Source organism: Glycomyces lechevalierae (assembly GCF_027622945.1).
Lineage (GTDB): Bacteria > Actinomycetota > Actinomycetes > Mycobacteriales > Micromonosporaceae > Glycomyces > Glycomyces rutgersensis.
Map to the genome: position 1 here is coordinate 24,799 of NZ_JAPZVQ010000010.1, position 14,385 is coordinate 39,183.

14 protein-coding genes are annotated in these 14,385 nt (G+C 70.2%); 3 read left to right on the forward strand and 11 right to left on the reverse strand.

What is annotated here, in order from left to right; all coding sequences use genetic code 11:
• Positions 1 to 148 precede the first annotated feature (148 nt).
• Positions 149 to 346, reverse strand: coding sequence for a YtxH domain-containing protein (locus tag O2L01_RS16185; RefSeq protein ID WP_270123011.1), 198 nt, complete (start codon positions 344 to 346; stop codon positions 149 to 151).
• Positions 347 to 487: 141 nt separating this feature from the next.
• Here O2L01_RS16185 and O2L01_RS16190 point away from each other — a divergent pair, with 141 nt between their 5' ends.
• Positions 488 to 2,344, forward strand: a complete 1,857-nt coding sequence (locus O2L01_RS16190) for an FAD-dependent oxidoreductase (protein WP_270123012.1) — start codon at positions 488 to 490, stop codon at positions 2,342 to 2,344.
• A 15-nt stretch (positions 2,345 to 2,359) separates the two neighbouring features.
• Here O2L01_RS16190 and O2L01_RS16195 read toward each other — a convergent pair whose 3' ends face one another.
• The 4 genes from O2L01_RS16195 to O2L01_RS16210 form a co-directional block, all read right to left on the reverse strand.
• Positions 2,360 to 2,842 carry a hypothetical protein gene (locus O2L01_RS16195; protein ID WP_270123013.1) on the reverse strand — a complete coding sequence of 161 codons (483 nt, stop codon included), beginning with the start codon at positions 2,840 to 2,842 and terminating at the stop codon, positions 2,360 to 2,362.
• Positions 2,843 to 2,908: 66 nt separating this feature from the next.
• Positions 2,909 to 5,257 (reverse strand): RelA/SpoT family protein, encoded by a 2,349-nt coding sequence (locus O2L01_RS16200; protein WP_270123014.1) that lies wholly within the window; start codon positions 5,255 to 5,257, stop codon positions 2,909 to 2,911.
• A 137-nt stretch (positions 5,258 to 5,394) separates the two neighbouring features.
• Positions 5,395 to 6,315, reverse strand: coding sequence for a peptidylprolyl isomerase (locus tag O2L01_RS16205; RefSeq protein WP_270123015.1), 921 nt, complete (start codon positions 6,313 to 6,315; stop codon positions 5,395 to 5,397).
• 33 nt (positions 6,316 to 6,348) lie between these two features.
• Positions 6,349 to 6,663 carry a hypothetical protein gene (locus tag O2L01_RS16210; RefSeq protein ID WP_270123016.1) on the reverse strand — a complete coding sequence of 105 codons (315 nt, stop codon included), beginning with the start codon at positions 6,661 to 6,663 and terminating at the stop codon, positions 6,349 to 6,351.
• Positions 6,664 to 6,826: 163 nt separating this feature from the next.
• Here O2L01_RS16210 and O2L01_RS16215 point away from each other — a divergent pair, with 163 nt between their 5' ends.
• A complete protein-coding gene (locus tag O2L01_RS16215; protein ID WP_270123017.1) occupies positions 6,827 to 7,501 on the forward strand; it encodes an MBL fold metallo-hydrolase in 675 nt (224 codons plus the stop codon).
• A 67-nt stretch (positions 7,502 to 7,568) separates the two neighbouring features.
• Positions 7,569 to 8,894 carry a histidine--tRNA ligase gene (gene hisS / locus O2L01_RS16220; RefSeq protein ID WP_270123018.1) on the forward strand — a complete coding sequence of 442 codons (1,326 nt, stop codon included), beginning with the start codon at positions 7,569 to 7,571 and terminating at the stop codon, positions 8,892 to 8,894.
• Between the two features lie 90 nt (positions 8,895 to 8,984).
• On the opposite strand, the gene O2L01_RS16225 is transcribed toward hisS, so the two are convergent.
• The 6 genes from O2L01_RS16225 to O2L01_RS16250 form a co-directional block, all read right to left on the reverse strand.
• Positions 8,985 to 9,473 carry a hypothetical protein gene (locus tag O2L01_RS16225; protein WP_270123019.1) on the reverse strand — a complete coding sequence of 163 codons (489 nt, stop codon included), beginning with the start codon at positions 9,471 to 9,473 and terminating at the stop codon, positions 8,985 to 8,987.
• A 123-nt stretch (positions 9,474 to 9,596) separates the two neighbouring features.
• Positions 9,597 to 9,866, reverse strand: a complete 270-nt coding sequence (locus O2L01_RS16230) for a hypothetical protein (protein ID WP_270123020.1) — start codon at positions 9,864 to 9,866, stop codon at positions 9,597 to 9,599.
• A 121-nt stretch (positions 9,867 to 9,987) separates the two neighbouring features.
• Entirely contained in the window at positions 9,988 to 11,181 is a 1,194-nt protein-coding gene (locus O2L01_RS16235) for an NAD(P)/FAD-dependent oxidoreductase (protein WP_270123021.1), read from the reverse strand.
• Between the two features lie 91 nt (positions 11,182 to 11,272).
• A complete protein-coding gene (gene sigJ, locus O2L01_RS16240) occupies positions 11,273 to 12,220 on the reverse strand; it encodes an RNA polymerase sigma factor SigJ (RefSeq protein WP_270123022.1) in 948 nt (315 codons plus the stop codon).
• A gap of 59 nt (positions 12,221 to 12,279) precedes the next feature.
• Positions 12,280 to 13,068, reverse strand: a complete 789-nt coding sequence (locus O2L01_RS16245; RefSeq protein ID WP_270123023.1) for a hypothetical protein — start codon at positions 13,066 to 13,068, stop codon at positions 12,280 to 12,282.
• 273 nt (positions 13,069 to 13,341) lie between these two features.
• On the reverse strand, positions 13,342 to 14,295 hold the full coding sequence (locus O2L01_RS16250) for a hypothetical protein (RefSeq protein WP_270123024.1): 954 nt from the start codon (positions 14,293 to 14,295) through the stop codon (positions 13,342 to 13,344).
• Positions 14,296 to 14,385 lie beyond the last annotated feature (90 nt).

Sequence of the window (14,385 nt, forward strand, 5' to 3'; positions counted from 1 at the left end):
CCGGGGCGGCCCCCCCCCCCCCCCCCCCCCCCCCGCCGCCCGCCCCCCCCCCCGGGGGGGCCCCCCGGGGGGGGCCCCCCCCCCGCTTCGCGCTGGTTGGCTCGTCGTGAGCCGGCGGCGCGGGGCCGCTGCGACATGTGTCGCCGAACTACCGGGCTCGGTCGCCCTTGATCTTGCCCATGGCGTCCTGCGCCATGTCCTTCGCCTTGTCGGCGTATTCGTCCACCTTATCGCCCATGGGCGATTCCTTGGCCTTGTTGACCAGATCCTCGGCCTTGTCCTTCATGCCGCTCGCGTTCTCCGAGAGCTTGTCCTTGGCCTCGTTGAACTTGTCCTGCATCCCCACGATGAACCCCTCCCTGTGAGTCGGTTTCACTATAGGGGCGGCTCCGGGACCCCGCCCGGATTTCACGTACATCCCCGGTCGAATCCCGAACGCTACCGGAGGATGACGCGGACCGGGCCGGTTGCGGCCTACGGTCGCCCCATGAACGACTTGCGAACCATCGAGCGGGCCCGCACCGCGATCGTCATCGGCGGCGGCGTGGCGGGCCCCGTGGCCGCCCTGGCCCTCCAGAAGGCCGGCATCGAGGCCACCGTGTTCGAGGCCTACAAGCCCGGCACCGGCTCCCGCGGCGGGCCGCTCGGCCTCGCCTCGAACGGCCTGAACGCCCTCGGCGTGGTCGGCGCGGACCGGGTCCTCGCGGACGCGGGCATCGCGACGCCGCGCATGATCATCCACTCCGGCTCCGGCAAGGTCCTGGGCACCGTCGAGTCCTCTGCGGGCCTGCCGACGAACACGACCCTCCCGCGCGGCCGCCTCACCGAACTCCTTCAGGCGCACGCGGAGTCGTCCGGGATCCGATTCGTCTACGGCAGGCGCTTCGTGGACGCGGTCGACACCGGCCGCAGCGTCATCGCCCAGTTCGACGACCACACCACCGCCGAGGCGGACGTGCTCATCGGCTGCGACGGCATCCGCTCCGCGGTGCGGGCCAGCCTCGACCCGGCCAGTCCGAAGCCGCGCTACACGGGCCTCATCGGTTTGGGCGGCTTCAGCACGGCCGACCCGCTCGGGGCCACCGACACCGGTGGGTCCTTCCACATGGTCTTCGGCCGCCGGGCCTTCTTCGGGCACGTCTCGGACGGCACGCGGACCGGCTGGTTCGCGAACCTGCCGTTCAAGACCTTCACCCGCGAGCAGTTGCGCGAGACGAGCTTCGACGGGTGGATCGCGTTGATGCGCAAGCTCTTCGCGGACGACAACAGTGCCGCGCTCACGATCCTCGACCACGTGACGCCCGAGACCTTCATCCCGCCGTCCCCGCTCGAGGACCTGCCGCACGTCCCGGTCTGGTCCAAGGGCCGCATCGCGCTCATCGGCGACGCCGCGCACGCCACCTCGCCCTCCTCGGGCCAGGGCGCGAGCCTCGCCGCCGAATCGGCGGTCGAGCTCGCCCGCTGCCTGCGCGATCTGCCTGTGGCCCAGGCCTTCCAGGCCTACGAGGACCGCCGCCGCGACCGCGTCGAACGCGTCATCGCCACGGCCGCCCGCACCAACCAGTCCAAGGCCGCCGGCCCGGTCGCCGCCCGCTTCCGCGACGCACTGATGCCGTTCTTCATGGAGCGCTTCACGACTCCCGAGAAGATGGCGTGGCAGTACGCCCACACCATCGACTGGGACGAGCCGGCGCGCGCCGCCCGCTCGTTATGCACCGCTTCGAGACTCCCGCGCGATCGGCCTGACCGTTCGCCGGAGTCCCGTGGCCGCTCGACGATGGCGGGCGACCCTCCAAAGTGCCACACTCCGAAGATGGACAGCCCTTCCGCGCCCGCAGCATCGGCTGCCGCCGATCCGCAACCGAGCCTCGGTTCCGGGTCGGCGGTGCCGCCCCTCGCGCCAGTTCCCCCGCAAGGACCGCCGCCTGCCAAACCCGGGAGGAGCGCACGTCTCGTTGTGGGGACCGTGGCCGGCGCAGCGCTGTTCCTCGCAGGACTCGGGGTCGGCATCGCGATCGGCGACGACCCGGGGGGCGACGACGGCAGCTCGGACCTCGAAGCCGTGAAGGAGGAGTGCGCCGCCGGTTCGTCGGACATCCGGGTCGGCGACGGCGGCGAGACCCTGACCATCGACCGGATGGGAGCGGCGGAGTCGCCCGGCGCCACCTTCACCCAGTTCGACTGCATAGTCGAAGAACTCGGCATTCCCGACTCGGTCCTTGACCGGATCGAGAACACCCGCGCGCTCGACGGTTATCAGGACGCGAGCTTCGCCGAGTACGCGGCATCGTGGACGTACCACCCCGACGACGGCCTCAACATGACCATCACCGTGGCTGGATAAGGCCGAAGTGAGCCGCTAGCGGCCGAGGGCGCGGGCGAGCTGGTCGAGGAAGACGCGTTCGCCCGCGGTGACGGCGACCTTCCTGCTGAAGAAGCCGGCCTCTTTGGTCTTGACGGATTCGGCGATGACCGTGGCGATCTGGAGGAGCCAGGCGCTGTAGGCGTCGGCGTCCGCGGCGTCGGCGCGCTCCCGCAGGAGCGCGGCGGCCGCCTCGGCCTGCTTGAGCGCCTGGGTCATCGCCTCGTCGGTGAAGGGGAGCTCGCGGTCGTCGGACTCGGGGTCGGTGCCGCGCTCACGAAGCTTGGTGGCGACGGCCTTGACGAAGGCGTTCTCGTGGCGCTGGGCGGCGCGGAACTCCTTGGCGCCGGCGGTCACTTCTTTGAGGAACGCGAGGGCGTTCTTGTGGCCGTCGGCGACGATCGCGCCCTTCATGACCACGCCGGGGGTGTCGAGGATCAGGTCGAGGTCGTCGCCGGTGAGGGCCGAAAGCTCGGTCATGTCAACGCTTTCCGTCAGATCGGTGGGTGGGATGCGCCCAACCTACCGGGCGGTGCCGAGCGGCCTTCAGGAACGCTCGGCGCCGGTGAGGCGGTACGCGTCGTAGACGCCGTCGACCTTGCGGATGACCTTGATGATGTGGTCCAGGTGCTCCGGGTTCGCCATCTCGAACGTGAAGCGCGAGAGGGCGACGCGGTCGCGGGTCGTGGTCACCGTCGCCGAGAGGATCGAGACCCGCTCGCCCGAGAGGACCTGCGTGACGTCCGCGAGCAGCCGGTGCCGGTCGAGGGCCTCGACTTGCACCGTGGCGACGAACGTGGCCTGGTCGTCCTCGTGGGACCAGTGGACCTCGAGCACGCGGTCGGGCTGCAGCTCGATGCGCTCCTCGGCGTTCTCGCAGTCCCTGCGGTGCACCGAGATCACGTGGTAGCGGGTGGCGAAGCCGATGATCGCGTCGCCCGGGATCGGGTTGCAGCAGTGGGCGAGGCGCACCGGCATCTCGCCCTCCTCCATGCCCGCCACGGTGACGGCGGCGTGGATGTCGCCGTGCGCCTCGGGCACGATCCGGGCCGGCTGGGTGGGCGCGGTGGCCTCGGCCATGTCCTCGGCGGCGCCCTCGGCCCCGCCCTGGACGTCCAGGAGCCGCTGCACGACCTGCGTGGGCGACACGTGGTGCTCGCCGAGGGCCGCGTACAGGGCCTCGACGTCCTTGAGGTTCAAGTCCTTCGCGAGCGACGTGAGGTTGTCGTGGGTGAGCATGCGCTGCAGCGGGAGCCGCCGCTTGCGCATGGCCCGCGTCAGCTCGTCCTTGCCCAGCTCGATCGCCTCTTCGCGGCGCTCGCGCTTGAAGTGCTGCTTGATCTTGGTGCGGGCGCGCGGGCTCTTGACGAAGCCGAGCCAGTCCTCGCTGGGGGAGGCGTTCTCGGAGTTCGAGGTGAAGACCTCGACGACGTCGCCGTTCGACAGCGTCGACTCCAGCGGCACGATCTTGCCGTTGACCTGCGCGCCGATGCAGCGGTTGCCGACCTCGGTGTGCACGGCGTACGCGAAGTCGACCGGGGTCGAGCCCGCCGGGAGGGCGACGACGTCGCCCTTCGGCGTGAACACGTACGCCTCCGAAGAAGCGAGGTCGAAGCGGAGCGCGTCGAGGAACTCCGACGGGTCGGCCGCCTCGCGCTGCCAGTCGAGCAGCTGGCGCAGCCACGCCATGTCGTCGATGTGCGCCGGGGGACCGGCCACGGTGGAGTTCTTGGTCTCCTTGTACTTCCAGTGCGCGGCGATGCCGTACTCGGCGGTGCGGTGCATCGCCCACGTACGGATCTGGATCTCGACGGGCTTGCCGTTCGGTCCGATCACCGTGGTGTGCAGCGACTGGTACATGTTGAACTTCGGCATCGCGATGTAGTCCTTGAAGCGCCCCGGCACCGGCTGCCAGTTCGCGTGGATCACACCGAGGGCCGCGTAGCAGTCCCGTTCGCTCTCGACGAGGATGCGCAGGCCCACCAGGTCGTAGATGTCGTTGAAGTCGCGGCCGCGCACGATCATCTTCTGGTAGATCGAGTACAGGTGCTTCGGCCGCCCGGAGACCTCGGCCTTGATGCGCGAGTTCTTCAGGTGGTCCTTGACCTGCGCGATGACCTGCTGCAGGAGCATCTCCCGCTGCGGAGAGTGCTCCGAGACCAGGCGCGCGATCTCCGAGTACCGCTTCTTGTAGAGGGTCGCGAAGGACAGGTCCTCGAGCTCCCACTTGATGGTGTTCATGCCCAGGCGGTGGGCGAGCGGGGCCAGGATCTCCAGGGTCTCGCGGGCCTTCTGCTCCTGCTTCTCGGGCGGCAGGAACGTCAGGGTGCGCATGTTGTGGAGGCGGTCGGCGAGCTTGATGACGAGCACGCGCGGGTCCTTGGCCATGGCCACGACCATCTTGCGGATCGTCTCGGCCTTCGCCGCGTCGCCGAGCTTGACCTTGTCGAGCTTGGTGACGCCGTCGACGAGCAGGGCGACCTCGCCGCCGAACTCCTCGGAGAGCTCCTCGAGCTTGTAGTCGGTGTCCTCGACCGTGTCGTGCAGGAGCGCGGCCACGAGCGTGTTCGTGTCCATGCCGAGCTCGGCCAGGATCGACGCGACCGCGAGCGGGTGCGTGATGTACGGGTCGCCGGACTTGCGGAACTGCCCGTTGTGCAGCTCCTCGGCGCGCGTGTAGGCGGACTGCAGCAGGCGCACGTCGGCGCGCGGGTGCGCGGCCCGGTGGGCGGCCACCAGCGGCTCGAGGACCTCGGGGAGCTGGGAGGACTGCCAGGGCGCGTTGAAGCGCGCCAGGCGCGCCCGCATGCGCCGCCCGGTCGGTGGCCCGATGGGGCCGCCCGAGGTCGGCGCGGCGTCAGCGGACTTGCCGGACGCGGCTCGCTCGGTCACCACGACGCCTCCTCGGTGTCAGCACGGAACGGCTTCGTCAATGTTCTACGTCAATGTTCAACAAAGCCTCGACTTCCATCCTAGCCGCGCAGGGGGGTGTGATCCGCCACCGATGCCGGGAGGCGGATCGACCCGTCGTGCTACATGCCCGGGACGGCCACTTCCATGGCGCCGGCCGCGGCCACCTGCTCGACGATGTCGAGCCCGGCGGTCACCTGGCCGAGGATGGTGTAGTCCGCGGGGAGCTGCGTGTCCTTGTACACGATGAAGAACTGGCTGCCCGTGGTGCCCGGTCCGGCGTTCGCCATCGCGATGGTCCCGGCGGGGTAGTTGCCCGCGGCCTCGACCGGCAGGTTCTCCTCGCCGTACGAGTAGCCCGGGGAGCCCTGGCCGGCCATCTCGGGGGTGCCGGCCTCGATCGCGGCGCGCGCGTCGGGGTCGCCGCACTGGAGCACCCAGATGCCCTCGGTGACCAGACGGTGGCACTGCTGGTCGTCGAAGTAGCCGTCCTTGGCGAGGTGCGTGAAGGACCCGGCGGTGCACGGGGCGCCCGCGGTGTCGATGTCGGCGGTGATCGTGCCCAGGTTGGTCGCGATCGTCATCTCCTGCGTGCCCGCGGCCGGCTCGGTCGCCGGCGGGGTCGGGCTGGTGCCGTCCGCCGAGGTGTACATGCAGTCCTCGGTCGCCGAGGCGTCCGGCGTGCTCATCTGCACGCATTCGAGGTACACGTCCTGGGCGGGCTGGCCGTCCGTGACGCCCTCGGTGGCGGTGCCCACGTTGCCCTCACCGCTCGGCTCGATGCCGTCGCAGCGGGTCGAGGCGGCCTTGGCGTCCTCCACGAGCGCGGCCATGTCGCCGTCGAGCGCGGAGCCGCCCTCGGAGTCGTCACCGCCGAACACATTGACGGCGACGATGGCGATCACCACCAGGGCGACGAGGCCGGCCACGCCGCCGACGCTCCACGCGACGGTGCGCCTGCGGGCCTCTTCCTCGGCCTTGGCGGACATGCGCTGCTGCAACTGCTGCCGGGCGGCCAGGCGCTGGGCTTGTTTCGACGCCACCGTCGATCTCCTTCGTCGCGCGTTCGGGGGTACTTACTCGGTCGTTTCGGAGGGGGTCTCGGAAGGGGCCTCGGAGGCGGTCGCGCTGGGGTCGACCGTGGCACTGGGATCGAGGGGCACGGTCTCGGTGACCTCGGCGGTGGGGGTCTCCTCGGCCGCCGGCTCCTCGTCCTTGAAGAACCCGGACTGCCACAGGTAGCCGAGGGTCAGCACCGCGGCGATCGCGAGGAGTCCGCCCAGCGCCTGCAGCTGCCGGCGGCGGCGCAGCTTGGCCGCGAGTCGCGCGTTCTTCTTCGCGTTCGCGATGCGCTGCTTGCGCTGCTCCATGTGCTTGGACTTGGCGGGCACCTGGCCTCCTACGTATGACCGGTCTCGGCGATGCCTGCGAACCGTTAAGTGCGCACACCGCCCGTTTCAGGGGTTACGAGTTCCGCAGTTTAGCCGGGACAAGTCAGACGCGTCACCGCAGGATGCCCGGTGTATCCTGACCCGGCGAAGGGAGGGGGAGCGGTTGCTCATCGAGACGCTGGTGGCGGATGCGTTCGGCACGAACTGCTATGTGCTGTCGGCCGGTCCCGGATCCGAGTGCGTGGTCGTGGACCCCGGCATCGGCATCGCGCCCCGCCTCGACGAGCTCGTGAGCGAGCGCGGCCTCAAGCCCGTCGCGGTGGTCCTCACCCACGGGCACCTCGACCACACCTTCTCCGTGACCCCGGTGTGCGGCGCGAGCGACATCCCCGCCTACATCCACACCGACGACCGGCACCTCCTCGCCGATCCCGCCAAGGGCTTCAGCGCGAACATGATGTCCCTCGTCGGCACCGGCCTCGAGTGGACCGAGCCCGACGACGTGCAGTCCCTCACCGACGGCGGCACGTTCGACCTCGCCGGGATGCGCTTCACCGTCGACCACGCCCCCGGCCACACCGCCGGCTCGGCCATGTTCCACACCGCCGACGCCGAAGGCCTCTACACGCTCACCGGCGACGTCCTCTTCCGCGGCGCGATCGGCCGCACCGACCTGCCCGGCGGCAGCGACGCGGCCATGCAGGACACCTTGCGCGACAAGGTCCTCCCGCTCGACGACGCCACCGTCGTCCTCCCCGGGCACGGCCCGAGCACCACCATCGCGGTCGAACGCGTCCGCAACCCGTACCTCAAGCGCGCCGCGCAGTCCGGCCATTAGCCGCGCCCCGCCGCGCCGCCTTTCTCTCACCGAACAACGCTGTATCGAACAACGCTAGGAGACCGCCATGTCACGACCCCAGCCGCTCTCGGGGTTCCCCGAACTGCTGCCCCGGCAGCGGATCGTCGAGCTGCAGGTCGTCGACCACCTCCGCCGCGCCTTCGAACTCCACGGCTTCGCGAACCTCCAGACCCGCGCCGTCGAGCCCATGGACCAGCTGCTGCGCAAGGGCGAGACGTCCAAGGAGGTCTACGTCCTGCGCCGCCTCCAGGCCGACGACCGCGACACCAGCGACGCCGAACTGGGCCTGCACTTCGACCTCACGGTGCCGTTCGCGCGGTACGTGCTCGAGAACGCCGGGAAGCTCAACTTCCCGTTCCGCCGCTACCAGATCCAGCCGGTCTGGCGCGGCGAGCGCCCCCAGAGCGGGCGCTACCGCGAGTTCTGGCAGGCCGACATCGACATCATCGACCAGGGCGAGCTGCCCGCGCACTACGAGGTCGAGGTGGCGCTGGTCGTCGCGGACGCCCTGCGCGACCTGCCGATCCCGGCGGTGCGCATGCACGTCAACAACCGCAAGCTCTCCCAGGGCTTCTACCAGGGCCTCGGCATCGCCGACACCGAAGAGGCCCTGCGGATCATCGACAAGCTCGACAAGATCGGGGCCGACGCGGTCGCGAAGCTCCTCATCGACACCGTCGACGCGACCCCGGAGCAGGCCGAGGCCTGCCTCAAGCTCGCCTCGATCAGCGCCGCGGACACCTCGTTCGTGGACGAGATCCGCGCGCTGGGCGTCACCGACCCGCTCCTGGAGGAGGGCCTGAACGAGCTCGCGGCCGTGGTCGACGCCGCCGCGAAGGCCGCCCCCGGTTTCGTCGTCGCGGACATGAAGATCGCCCGCGGCCTCGACTACTACACCGGCACGGTCTACGAGGTGTTCATCGAGGGCCAGGAGCACCTGGGCTCGATCTGCTCGGGCGGCCGCTACGACGAGCTCGCCTCCGACGGCAAGCACACCTATCCCGGTGTGGGCCTTTCGATCGGCGTCTCGCGCCTCCTGGTGCCGCTGCTCCAGTCCGGCGCGCTCGACGCCACCCGCGAGGTGCCCACCTGCGTGCTCGTCGCCCTCGCGAACGACGACGACCGCGCCGCCGCGACCGGCCTCGCCCAGCGCCTGCGCGGACGGGGCATCCCCACCCAGGTCTCGCCCTCGGCCGCGAAGTTCGGCAAGCAGATCAAGTTCGCCGACAAGCGCGGGATCCCCTTCGTGCTCTTCGTGAACGACGAGGGCACCCAGATCAAGGACATCCGCTCCGGCGACCAGGTCACGATCGACGTCGACGCCTGGAACCCCCCGGCCGAGGACCTCCACCCCACGATCGTCACCGCGTAGCGAAACGGCGGGCGCCCGAACGGGCGCCCGCCGTCGTGCGGTGGCTAGGACCAACGCGTTGAGGGTTGCTTCATCGCCGTCACTCATGTGTCACCCGAAGATATCGGCGGCAGATCGGGCGGTCACCGACAGTTTCATCCAGGCTCGAAGTTGCGCCAGGTCGCCACATCGCTCGATGCGGCGGCGCTCGTTCTCGGTGATCCTCAGTCCGCGAGTCTCGATGAGGTCGAGGAGCATTTCGGAAGCTTCCTCGAGTCTCCCCTTGGCTTCTCCGCGGGCTTCTCCGCGAGCTTCGCGTTCGGCGAGGAGCTTGCTCTGGTACGGGTACGTCTCTTGCTGCATCAGGGCCTCCAGGATCGTGCGGGCGTGCTCGCCGAGCTGCCCCAACATGTACTGAGTGTATCGTTTGGCGGTTTCCTCCGGGAGCAGCGCGAGCTCCGCTTCGGCGGCGATGAGCAGACGTTCGATGTCGTCTGAACGCTCGTGAATGAGTGTTCCCAGCACCATTTGATCTTTGCGTTCCCCGTTCTCCGAGTTCTCGAAGAGCTTCGGGTAGTTGGCGGGGCTGAGCACCTGCATTCGGAAGGCGCTCCCGGGCTGGCCGGTGTCGATCGGTTCGGCAGCCCAAGCCGCCACCGCGGGGTTCGAGCAGATCACGATGAGGACGACCGGCGCTTTGATCCGATGGCGGCAGTTCACTTGCTAAGCGGGCCAGGAGAACCGCTTGCGCTTGTCCTTCTCGCGCTGGATTTCGAGGATGATGCCGAGCTGGTTGTCGTCTCCTGCGCGGCAGAGGACCACGTTGTCGGCGTTGAGGTCGTGAACACTCTTGTCGGTGCACGATTCCGAATACGGGAGAACTTCGTCGTGCGGGGGAATCGGGAGGTTGAGGATCTCGCCGGCGAGTTCGACCACGAAGCTCGGTCGATCTCTGGACAGCTTCAGCGGATTGTCGTGTGCTTGTGTAGTCACGCGATCGAGGCTACGAACCACCCGAACGACGGCAAAACGCGTAACCTTTGTCATTTTCTCGTTAGAGACGGGCTTCACCTCCGCCGCAGCAAGGCGGCGGAGGCGAAGCCGCTTGGGGGACTTAGGCGACGGCCTCTGCGTTCGAGCCTTGGATCGCGGCGGGGGCCGCGACGTGCTTGCGGCGCGTCGGCATGCCCATGGTCGGGTTCGAGGCCGCCCAGGCGGCGCTCTTGCAGATGAGCTCCTTGTAGACCGCGGCGGTCCGGCCGCCGAGCCAGCCGGTCTTGACCTGGTCGTCGGGGGTCACGAACTGGATCAGGCCTTCGTTGCGGCCCAGCGAGATGCACTGCTGGAAGTAGGCGAGCCCGGTCTTGCCGCGCTTGCCGCCGGTCAGCTCGGCCGCGATGGTGTCGGCGGCGATCCAGGCCATCGGGGTGCCGCTCGCGCACGACATGCGCAGCGGCTTGCCGACGTCGCTCATCGCGTAGGCCGCGTCGCCGGCGGCGAACACGTCCGGGTGCGAGACCGACCGCATGTCGCGGTCCACGACGATCTGGCCCCGGTCGGTGACCTCCACGGTGGTCGCGGCGGCGATCGGGTGGACCGCGAAACCGGCGGTCCAGATCGTGAGCGCGGCCGGGATCGTGCCGGTCCCGGTCTCGACCGCGTCGGCGCGGACCGCCGTGACGGCGGCGTGCTCGTGGACGGTGATGCCGAGTTTCGCGGCGACCTTGCGCAGGTGCGCCTGGGCCTTCGGGGTGAGCCAGTCGCCGAAGCCGCCGCGGACGGCGATCGCGACGTCCAGGTCCGGGCGGGCCTCGGCGATCTCGGTGACCGCCTCGACGCCGGTGAGGCCGCCGCCGACGACCACGACGGTCTGCCCGGCGTCCATGCGCGCCAAGCGCTCCCGGACCTTCAGCGCGCCGGGCCGGCTCGCGAGTTCGTGGGCGTGCTCGGCGGTGCCCGGGACGCCCATGTCGTTCCAGCGGCTGCCGAGGGCGTAGACGAGCGTGTCGTACTCGAGCTCCGCCGCGCCGTCCGCGTCGATGACGGCGACGGTCTTGCGGTCGGCGTCCACCGCGGTGACCTGGGCGAGCCGCAGTTCGACGCCGGTGCCCGCCAGCATCTCCGCGAGCGGGCGGACCTTGAGGTCCTGGCCGGCGGCGACCTGGTGCATGCGGACGCGTTCGACGAAGTCGGGTTCGGCGTTGACGAGGGTGATGCGGACGTCCTCGGGGCTCAGCTTCCGCGCGAGGCGGCCGGCGGCGTTGGCACCGGCGTAGCCGGCGCCGAGGACGATGATGCGGTGCTGCATGGTCTTGCTCCTGTCTGGCTTGGGTTCGCCACTTGAACCGGGCAGCCCCCGGATCCCTGACAGGAACATAGAGTGAAGCGCGTCACATGCCTTAAAAAGCGGCGGTGACCAGCGGTTCGCCGTGGTCGACCGTGTTCCACTGGGCGGTCGCGCGCTCGAGCTTGTCCGGGTTGATCTGGTTGCGGAACGCGGTGAGGCCGTCCTCGCCGACCTCCAGGACCATCACGCCGACGACGCGGCCGTCCAGGACCGCGACCGCCGCCGGCTCCCCGTTGGCGGTCCACGCGTAGACCTGCGGCGAGCCGCCCATGATGGCGCGCTTGGACTTCGCGGGCCGGAACAGGCCCCACAGGAACTTCGCGACCGCCGTCGCGCCCTCGAACGGCTTGGTGCGGGCGGGAAGCTTCCCGCCGCCGTCGCCGACCGCGGAGGCGTTCTCGGTGAGGAGCTGGACCAGCGGCTCGAGCGAGCCGCCCGTCGCGGCGGCAAGGAACTCCTCGACGATGCGCCGCGCGTCGGCCTCGTCGATCTCCTTGCGCGGCTTGCCGTCAGCGAGGTGCTTCTTGGCGCGGTGGTAGATCTGCGCGCTCGCCGCCTCGGTGAGGTCGAGGAACCCGGCGATCTCGCGATGCGGGTACTCGAAGGCCTCCCGCAGCACGTACACGCCGCGCTCCACCGGCGTCAGCCGCTCCATCAGCGTGAGCATCGCGAACGACACCGACTCGCGCTGCTCGGCGGTGTCCGCCGGGCCGAGCATCGGGTCGCCCGGGAACAGCGGCTCGGGCAGCCACTCGCCCACATAGGTCTCGCGCCGGGCCCGCGCCGACGTGAGCTGGTTGAGGCACAGATTGGTGAGCACCTTCGTCAGCCACGCCTCGGGCACGTCGATCCGGTCGCGGTCGGCCGCCTGCCAGCGCAGGAAGACCTCCTGGACGGCGTCCTCGGCTTCGCCCGCCGAGCCGAGGAGGCGGTAGGCGATGGCCTCCAGGCGGGGCCTGGAGGCCTCGAACCGGTCGAGTTCGGTCATGGTCACGGGCATGGTCCGATCGTAGCCCGCGAACCGGCCCGCTCGTCGAGTCCGGATGCGCCCCTGCGCTTCTAGACCTCCTTGACGCAGTAGACCGCGGTGATCGAGTCGAGATCGGGGTCCCAGTCGCGGCCGGCCGCGATCGCGGTGTCCGTGTAGTAGTAGTTCGTGTTGCCGGTGCCCTCGCAGGCGTCCGCGGCCGCGACCGAGTGGGCCGGGTCGGTCGGCTCCGGGTCGGCCGGGCTCTGCACGACCTTCAGGACCTCCCAGTACGCGGCGTCCGAGGAGCAGTCGACCACGTAGAAGCCCGCGGGGTTGTTCTCGATGCACTCGCCTTCGGCCGGCACCCGGTAGACCGACTCGCCCTCGGTGGTCGCCTCCTCCTCCGAAGGCTCCTCGGCCTCGGTGGTCTCCTCGGCTGCCTCGGAGGTCGCCGCCTCCGAGGTGGACTCCTGCGGATCGGGGTCCTCGTCGCCGCCGCCCATGTTGAGCGCCAGGACGATCCCGCCGCCGATCACGGCCACCACGACCACGATCAAGGTGATGATCAGCGGCGTGTTCGAGGACCCGCCGCCGGGCGGCGGGGGCGCGGCCTGGCCGGGCTGGAACGCGCCGCCGGGCGGGCCCACCGGGGGCTGCTGGTAGCCGCCGGTCTGCGGGTACGCGGGCCCGGGGGAGTACGGCTGCCCGGGCGGGGCGCTGGCGGGGTGGTTCGGCGCAGACGGGTAGCCGACGCCGGGGCCGTACGGGTCGGGGCGGGAGTACGGGTCGGCGTCGGTCGTGTAGTGCTGAGGGGCGGAGGGCTGGCCGTATCCCGGCGACTGATTGGGGTCGTAGGGGTTCGGCGGGGGATAGGTCATGGGGTTCTCCGTCGCGTGGCCGGGCTCAAGGGGCGTTGTGGATGCGCTTGGCCTCCATTCTATGGCTCCACTGCGACGTCCCGCTCACTTCAGTCGCCGCGAACGCTCGAACGCCACACTGGTCACACCGCTCCGGGAACGCCGAAGGGCCGCTCCCGAAAGCGGCGCGCCTCGGGGTGTTCGACGGCCTGGATCGCCCCGCGCATTCGAAGGCATGAAAAAGGGCCGCCGCCGGACTCCGGCGGCGGCCCCAATGGCCGAAAGGCTTGCAGGTCAGACGTTGTCGCTGCTGCAGTAGGCGAGGTACACGAGCCCGTCGCCACCCGTCACCGGAGTGGCGTAATAGTCCGAGTTCGGGCAGCCGCCGAGGGCGGTGGTCGAGTCGAACGAGGCCTCGTCGACCGGCGGGTCGTAGGTCTCGACCTCGTCGACCAGGTAGAGCGCCAGCGTGTTCGAGCAGTCGAAGGTCCGCAGGCTGTCGTCGGTGCAGGAGCCGGTGTCGGGCGTGACCGGGCGGCCGCCGTCGGCGTCCTCCTTGTCGATCGCCTCGACGCAGTAGAGGTAGTCGACCGGGCCGCCCGTGCCCGAGATCTCCTCGGTGTAGACGTACTGGTACGACTTCCACAGCGCGCCCGGGGTCCAGCCCATGTACTCCGCGCCGCAGACCGTGCCCGCGATCGACGGGTCGGTTAGGGCGCCGCTGTAGTCGACCTCGGCGCCCGAGTCGTCGGAGACCTGGGTGATCGTCCAGTACGCGGCCGGGTCGTCGCAGGGGACGACCAGGTCCGCGCCCGCGGTGGCGGTCGCGTCGGACATGCAGTCGCCGACCTCGGCCGCCTCTGCGGCGTCCATCTCCTCGTCGGAGAGGGTGGTGTCGGTGCTGTCCGAGTCGCTGCCGCCCGAGTCGCCGGCGAAGGCCCGCACGATGACGATGATGATGCCGATGACGAGCACGCCGACACCGCCGAGGATCTTGGCGACGAGTCCGCCGCCACCGCCCCCCGAGGTCGGCGGCATGGGCGGCGGGCCGTACGGGTTGCCGGGCTGCTGCGGCGGCGGGAAGCCGGGCTGCTGGGGCGCGCCGTAGCCGGGCTGCTGCGGGGCGCTGAAACCGGGCTGGGACGGCTGGCCGTAAGGCTGCTGCTGGGGGGCGTACCCGCCCTGCTGCGGCGGGTAGCCCGGCTGCTGCGGCTGCTGTCCGTAGCCAGGGGGCGGGGGATAGGTCATTGGTGCATTGCTCCTTGCGAACGTACTGTGGTTGGGGGTACCTGCACGGGGGATGGGCACCGCGCGAGAAATGTGGGTTCACTCTAACCA